At 29.4% G+C, this 6,868-nt stretch carries 7 protein-coding genes; all 7 read right to left on the reverse strand.

All coding sequences use genetic code 11. The features are described 5' to 3' along the window. Positions 1-67: 67 nt before the first annotated feature. The gene (locus J7M77_RS16485; protein WP_296880543.1) at positions 68-949 is read right to left on the reverse strand and encodes a MurR/RpiR family transcriptional regulator; all 882 of its coding nucleotides are present in this window, start codon (positions 947-949) and stop codon (positions 68-70) included. A gap of 50 nt (positions 950-999) precedes the next feature. Further along, positions 1,000-1,749: an alpha/beta fold hydrolase gene (locus tag J7M77_RS16490; RefSeq protein ID WP_296880545.1), complete on the reverse strand. Its 750-nt coding sequence runs from the start codon at positions 1,747-1,749 to the stop codon at positions 1,000-1,002. 15 nt (positions 1,750-1,764) lie between these two features. Beyond that, complete coding sequence (locus J7M77_RS16495; protein WP_296880547.1) at positions 1,765-2,694, reverse strand: AEC family transporter; 930 nt, start codon at positions 2,692-2,694, stop codon at positions 1,765-1,767. A 128-nt stretch (positions 2,695-2,822) separates the two neighbouring features. Further along, positions 2,823-3,683 (reverse strand): aldo/keto reductase, encoded by an 861-nt coding sequence (locus J7M77_RS16500; RefSeq protein ID WP_296880549.1) that lies wholly within the window; start codon positions 3,681-3,683, stop codon positions 2,823-2,825. Between the two features lie 13 nt (positions 3,684-3,696). Beyond that, on the reverse strand, positions 3,697-3,930 hold the full coding sequence (locus J7M77_RS16505) for a hypothetical protein (RefSeq protein WP_296880551.1): 234 nt from the start codon (positions 3,928-3,930) through the stop codon (positions 3,697-3,699). A 168-nt stretch (positions 3,931-4,098) separates the two neighbouring features. Continuing rightward, on the reverse strand, positions 4,099-5,784 hold the full coding sequence (locus J7M77_RS16510; protein WP_296880553.1) for a glycoside hydrolase family 3 N-terminal domain-containing protein: 1,686 nt from the start codon (positions 5,782-5,784) through the stop codon (positions 4,099-4,101). Further along, positions 5,781-6,868, reverse strand: a 1,088-nt coding sequence (locus tag J7M77_RS16515) for a glycoside hydrolase family 1 protein (RefSeq protein WP_296880555.1), incomplete at its 5' end; no start/stop codon positions are given. The genes J7M77_RS16510 and J7M77_RS16515, both read right to left, overlap by 4 nt.

Here is a 6,868-nt window from a genome sequence, read left to right on the forward strand (position 1 = left end):
ATGGATAGTTAAAAGCGGTAAGTGTTTACGGATTTTATTTAAATAAACAAAAAAAATCGTAACTTAATTACGATTTTTCTTTCATAACATCGATTGTTGCCTTCCGATTAACTTCGGCACTTTTGGAAATTGCAATTCTTTGTTTTAAATTATCATCATAATTTAAAACAAAATAATTAGAATATAAAATATCGAGAATTAATTTAATACTATATTCGTTACAAAAACCAGCAATTTTTGAATATAGTTTTTCTCTAGTAGCTATTGATAAAATAACATCACTATATTTTTTTAACCGATTATTACCTAAACCAGTTATGGCAATAACTTTAGCCCCTTTCTCTTTTACCATTTTAGCTAAAGAACATAACTGGTCAATTTCACCAGAATAAGATATAAAAATAACACAATCCTCTTTTTTTATGATTGCTGGAGTAAATAGCTCTTCACCAACGATTGAACAAATATTGACAGCTACTCCGATTCGCATCATGTCTAATTGAAACATTTGCCCTAATAGTAAACTATAGGAAATCGCCGCTAAATGAATCTGGTTGGCATTTGAAAGTAGCCTTACTGCCTGTTGCATGCTATCGTGTTCAATCAGGTTTAATGTATCATTGATTGTTTCTTGAACTAATGTAGTTACTTTACTGGATATTTTTTGTAAGTTATCAGTTTTTACAAATGGATAATTAGGATCGATATTATTAAAATGCGTATCTAAATAATTAATCTCTTTTAAAAAATCATCCTTGAAATCTTCAAAACCATGATAACCTAATTTTTTTGCTAGTCTAACTACTGTCGTCGATGATGTATATGTTTCTTTGGCAATCATTTTTATGGTCTTATTTTTGATCTTTTCTCTTTCTTTAAAAAAATAATCAATTACAGCCTGTTGAGCTGAAGATAATTTTACTGTTTCTAATTTTTGTTCTATCAACATAGAACCACCTCAATATAATCATAACGATTATTTTATGGTTGTGCAATCTTTTATTTAGTAATAAATTCAGCTGTTTTTAATAAAGCAAATTGTAAATCTTGTCCTTTAAAACCATGATCAGCTCCATCAATTTCAATTAATTTAGCGTGTGGATAAATTTCTTTTGCTTTTCGTGAATAATCAATTGGTACTAGACTATCTTTAGTTCCATGAATTATTAAGACATCTTTTTTAAATCCTTGAATTGCTTCAAAACAATCCATATCTAAAATATCTAAATAATAGTTTCTACCAATTTGATATCCTATATGATTAATTACCTCTGGGATATTAGACCCTTTAGGGAATTTTTTTCTAGCATCATCAGGTATTACTAATGCCGGATAAAAAAGAATCATTCCTTTAATATCATCAGTTCTTTCTAAGACAGCCAGCATAGAAACAAAACCACCTTGACTTTCTCCTAATAAATAAATTTGTTTTTGATCGACAAAATCAAGTTCTTTAATCATATCAATAACTGATAATAAATCAGCTTTTTCACTTAAAACGGACATTTCTGTCATTGTTCCACTACTTTTACTATCTGGTGATCCACCACAAAAGTCAAAAACATAACAAGCGATTTGTTGTTGAACTAAATACTTAGCATATACAGCTGAATATTGATAATTACCACCGTAACCATGACTAATAATTACCATAGGTACTTTTTTATCCAAATCTTTTGGTAAATATAACTGTCCATATATTTCTTTACCATCATGGTAGCATTTTAACGTCTTAACCGTTTCATCCATAAATCTTTCTCCATTTTAAGCTATAAAGACAACTACTAAAGTATAAACAACTAAAGTAACAATAATAAACATTGATACAAAAGCACTGGTAAATGACGCATCTTCTTCATCTTTATATAATGGTGCAATTACTGGCATTAAGCCAAATCCAGTTGGTGCCATAAAGTAAATAATTGGTGCCATCATGAAAATCTTATCAGCCATAAGTTCTGGGAATAATATAAAGAATCCTGCAATTACTAAGGCATAATATACTATTTTTACTGACATTAATTTTAAAATTGGCACAATTGTCTTTTTATCTACATTTAAATCATATCCTAAGATAAATAAGATCATTGATACAATTGGTGTCGTTGCCTGTGATAATGTATTGGTTATCATTGCTCCAAACTGTGAATCTAGCAACATACCATAAACACCGGTTAAATTTAAACCTAATCCTAAAATTACGGCAATTACAAATGAATTAGTAAAAATATTTTTGATCATTTCTTTTGTCGAAGATCCTGTTGCAGCTTCTTTAGCAATCAATACCGGGAAAATAACAAAACAAACGATCGTTCCCGCAATATCAAAGATAACGGTATTGCTAGAAGTACCAACAATTGATAAATAAAGCGGTAAAGCCACATTACCACCTTCAACTACAGTAAGTAAATATGGTGAAAAATGAGCGTATTTTTTTCCAGTTAAAGGGGTTACTAGTTTTCCCATGATCAAAGCTAAAATATAAACAATAAATACATAAGCAATAACTTGAATATGAGTTGCTTCAATCGTAGCACTACACATCAAACTAAAAACCAAAATTGGGAATAAAATTTTAAATATAATCGTATTCGCACCAGCTTTTTGTTCCGGGCTGACCCAGCCTTTAATTCTAGAAACAAAACCTAATGCCAACATAAAGAATACGGGAAATAATGTTGTTAAAGCGATCATAATTTTTAATCTCCTTATCTATTAATATAGTTAATATTATATATATTTTATCCAATATTACAAATACCTATATTTTATATTCGTATATGCCTAATAATCATATCAAAAGCTAATGCTTTTGATATGATTTAGATCTTTCCATAAACCGGAAAGACTGCAAATTCTCCATAATTATCAATTCTTTTAATTTTCTTTAAAACTTCCATGTCATCATCACTAATTCCAAAATCAACATCACTGTTATTAGCCATATGATCACGATTGGCAGTTTTTGGTAATGGTAAAGTATCTAACTGTAAACAATAACGAATACATAATTGGGGAATTGTTACCTGGTATTTATCAGCCATTTGTTTAACAGCTTCATTTTTAAGCATTTCACCATGAGCTACTGGTGAATAGGCCTCTACTAAAATATCATGTTTTTGACAATATTCAATTACTTCAAACGGAGTATTAGAAATATGTGCTAAAATTTGATTTACAGCCGGTTTAACTTTACAGTTATTTAAAATATTTTCGATATCAACAATTTCAAAGTTTGATAAACCAATCGCTTTAACTAAACCGGATTGGTAGAATTCTTCAAGAGCTTGATAAACTGCAATATTTTCTTTAAAATAATGATTATCACTTCTAAACTCAGCCCATGGTTGGGGTGCATGAATAATTACCATGTCAATGTAACCAATGTTTAATCTATCTAATGATCCCTGAATTGCTTGTTTTGCTTCTTGATAATCTTTAATATCAGCTTCTAATTTTGTCGTAACGAAAAGTTCATTACGAGCAATACCACATTCTCTAATTCCTTTACCAACACCAGCTTCATTACCATAACCTTGAGCCGTATCAATATGACGATAACCAAGCTCAACTGCTTCTTTAACAGCTTTGTCAACCTGATCATCAGGAATTTCCCATGTACCAAGTCCAAGTTTTGGAATTTCTACTCCGTTATTTAATTGATATACTTCATTTAAAATCATTACTATGTCCTCCTTAAATTATTTTTAATTTTTTAAGCTTACTTATTAAATAGTCTAAACAATCTAACTTATCTTCCTGACTATGAAGATCAAGTAATAAAACTTTACGCTGATCATTTAAGATCATTCGACTTTTAGCTTTATAGTCATTATCAATACTTTTGATAAATTCATTAATTTTTTCTTCTTCCATTCCAGCATCCATTAATATATTTATCATTTCTTGTTGATCAAAACATTCATTCAACTAAACCAACTCCTTTAAGCCTATTTCTTTTACACTTATAATTATCCATATAAAAATATAAATTACAAATACTTATATTTTATGTTTATTAATGCTTTTTATTTATGTATTTTTATATTAAAAAGTTAATCGATAAAGAAAAAACTCACGACAGTTCGTGAGCTCTCTCTACCGTTTCGTATCCCATCTATTGCAATAAACATCAACAGGACTTTTTCCAATAAACGGCTCTTTCCCAGTTAATTTATTTACTAACGCTTCTAAGCAAATATCACTTTGACTATAACAGTTTATATATGTTTTTATCATTGGTACATCTAACAAATGATACGGATTAGCCATAGAAATAAAGATTACAGGTATATCGTGAACAAACCATGGTGCATCACATGCCATTAGCTTAATCCATTCAATTCTTCTAACAGTATAATTACTCGCAGTATCAAAGTTAGCAACATAAATTATCAAATCATATTTTTCTTTAAAATACTGAACGCCTGCTTCAAAGATTTCATAAAAGTTTAAATTTTGATAATCAAATACATCTACTTCAAAACCTAGTTTTTTTAAATATATTGCTAGTTCTTTTTTGCCTCCTGCTTCTTTAAAGCCGCCAACAGATGTATCTTCGAGATAATAAATTCTAATCCGTTTGTATTTTTGAGGACTAATTGGCAAAACATTTTGTTTATCTTTAACCAAAGTAATTGCTTCACTAGCACATTGATACGCTAATGATTGATGTTTTTTACAGCCAATGACACTTAAATCATTAACTATAATATCATTAAACAAGCCATTTGCCATTTTAGTAGCTAATATTCTAATAACTGCTTCATCTAAACGTTTTTTTGATAACAAACCATTATCTAAAGCTTCTTTAATAAATTGATAATCTTCATCAATATTTTTATTGAATAAAATCATATCACAACCATTTTCGATTGTTAATGGTAGAGCTTTACTTCTTGGTAATGCCACATTATAACCAATCATCGCAGTAGCATCACTAACAATTAAACCATTAAATTTCAATTTTTTACGAAGTAAATCTGTCAATATTTCCTTGGAAATACTAGCAGGTAAAATATCTTCATCTTTGATCTTTGCGTTAAAATATTTAACATAATTAGGCATTAAGATATGGCCAACCATAATCGAAGAAACTCCATCATTAATTAACTGCTGATAAATTTTCCCGTAGCTTTCATCCCACTGACCAACTTCAAGATCATTTACACTACTTAATAAATGCTGATCACGATCATCAACCCCATCGCCAGGAAAATGTTTGATACAAGGAATAACCTTATTTTCTTTTAAAGCCGCAATTTGTTTTCTTGCAAATTGGATAACTTTTTTAGGATCATTACCATACGTCCTAATGTTAGTAATTGGATTTCGATAGTTTAAATCAAGATCCACAATTGGAGCAAAAGACCAATTGCAGCCTACTGCATTAGCCTCTTTTCCGGCAACTAAGCCTAAATTGTAAGCATTGTTGCTATTATTAGAGGCAGCAACTGCCATTTGTCTCGAAAAATATGTTCCTTCATCACAAATTCCATTACCACCACTTTCTAAATTAGCAGCTAACAATAACGGTATCTTAGAATTTTGTTGTAAAGTTTGATGAATTTTCTTTATTTTTTTAGCTTCTAATGGTCGATACATTAAACCACCTGGTTGATATTTTTCAATAAATTTCTTTATCTCGGCTGCTTCAAAAACTGTTCCAATAGGACAAAAGATTTGTCCTATTTTTTGTGATGAATCCATCTTTTGAAATATTTTATCTACTTGTTCAATTTGTTTTTGAGATAAATTGAATGGTTGTTTTGTTAAATCTATCATAAATTTTCTCCATTATTATTGATTACTTTTTGATACCAGTAAAATGAATCTTTTTTATATCGTTTGCATTCCTTGATGTCTTCATCGCTTCGATCAACATAAACTAAGCCATATCTTTTTTTAAACCCTTGATGTGAACTAAGTACATCAATAAATGACCATGGGCAATATCCAAAAATTGGATATCCTTCTTTTTTTGCAATCAATACTTCTTTTATATGTTTTGCTAAATAATCAATGCGATAGTTATCATGCACTTCACCATTTTCTAATAAATCACTATAAGCCATTCCATTTTCTGTAATAATAATTGGCAAATGATAGCGATTATAGATTTTATAAATAATTGTTCTTAACCCCAATGGATCTATTCCATTAGTCATCCATTCACTTTTTTCAAGATACTGATTATCAACTACTTCAAATTGTTGACTTCGAAAAAATGGTGGTAACTTATAATTAATTTCGTTTGTTTTATTCTCTTGAACACAAATACTTGAATAATAATTAATTCCAATAAAATCTGGTTTATTACTTAATAGTAATTGATCAGATTCATCAATCACTGGTAAACAATCAGTTTTTGATAAAATATCAATTACGCGCGATGAATACTTACCATAAACCGACATATCTAATAACATATACATCAGCATTTCTTCACCATCCATAGCTGCTAAAACATCTTGTGGTGATGAAGTTTTAGGATAAACATTTTGAACCGCATTAACTACCCCAATTTTAGCTTGTGGAGCAATTGAATGAAGTAAAGCGAAAGCTTTTTTTTCAGCAATAGATACATGATAAGACATTTGATACATATTTTTCATTTGCTTTTTTTTGTCCGGTTCATGATTCCCATTTAAATCACTAGCAGCCATTGCAATTAACTGCTCATTTACAGTTATCCAATATCTTACTTTATCTTTATATCTAGTGAAACAAATTTGAGCATATTTTTCAAAAGCATCGATACATTTTCGTGATTTCCACCCACCAAATTCTTCCACTAAAGCTTGGGGCATTTCAAAGTGATATAAAGTAGGAATTGGTTCAATTTGATATTTTAAGCAAAGATCAATGA

It is taken from the genome of Thomasclavelia sp., assembly GCF_017889095.1.
Taxonomy (GTDB): domain Bacteria; phylum Bacillota_I; class Bacilli_A; order Erysipelotrichales; family Coprobacillaceae; genus Thomasclavelia.

Excerpts from the sequence above, each read along its gene's own strand:
- J7M77_RS16485 (WP_296880543.1), bottom strand. The coding sequence starts at position 949 with ATGTTGATAGAACAAAAATTAGAAACAGTAAAATTATCTTCAGCTCAA.
- J7M77_RS16495 (WP_296880547.1), bottom strand. The coding sequence starts at position 2,694 with ATGATCGCTTTAACAACATTATTTCCCGTATTCTTTATGTTGGCATTA.
- J7M77_RS16500 (WP_296880549.1), bottom strand. The coding sequence starts at position 3,683 with ATGATTTTAAATGAAGTATATCAATTAAATAACGGAGTAGAAATTCCA.
- J7M77_RS16490 (WP_296880545.1), bottom strand. The coding sequence starts at position 1,749 with ATGGATGAAACGGTTAAGACGTTAAAATGCTACCATGATGGTAAAGAA.
- J7M77_RS16510 (WP_296880553.1), bottom strand. The coding sequence starts at position 5,784 with ATGATAGATTTAACAAAACAACCATTCAATTTATCTCAAAAACAAATT.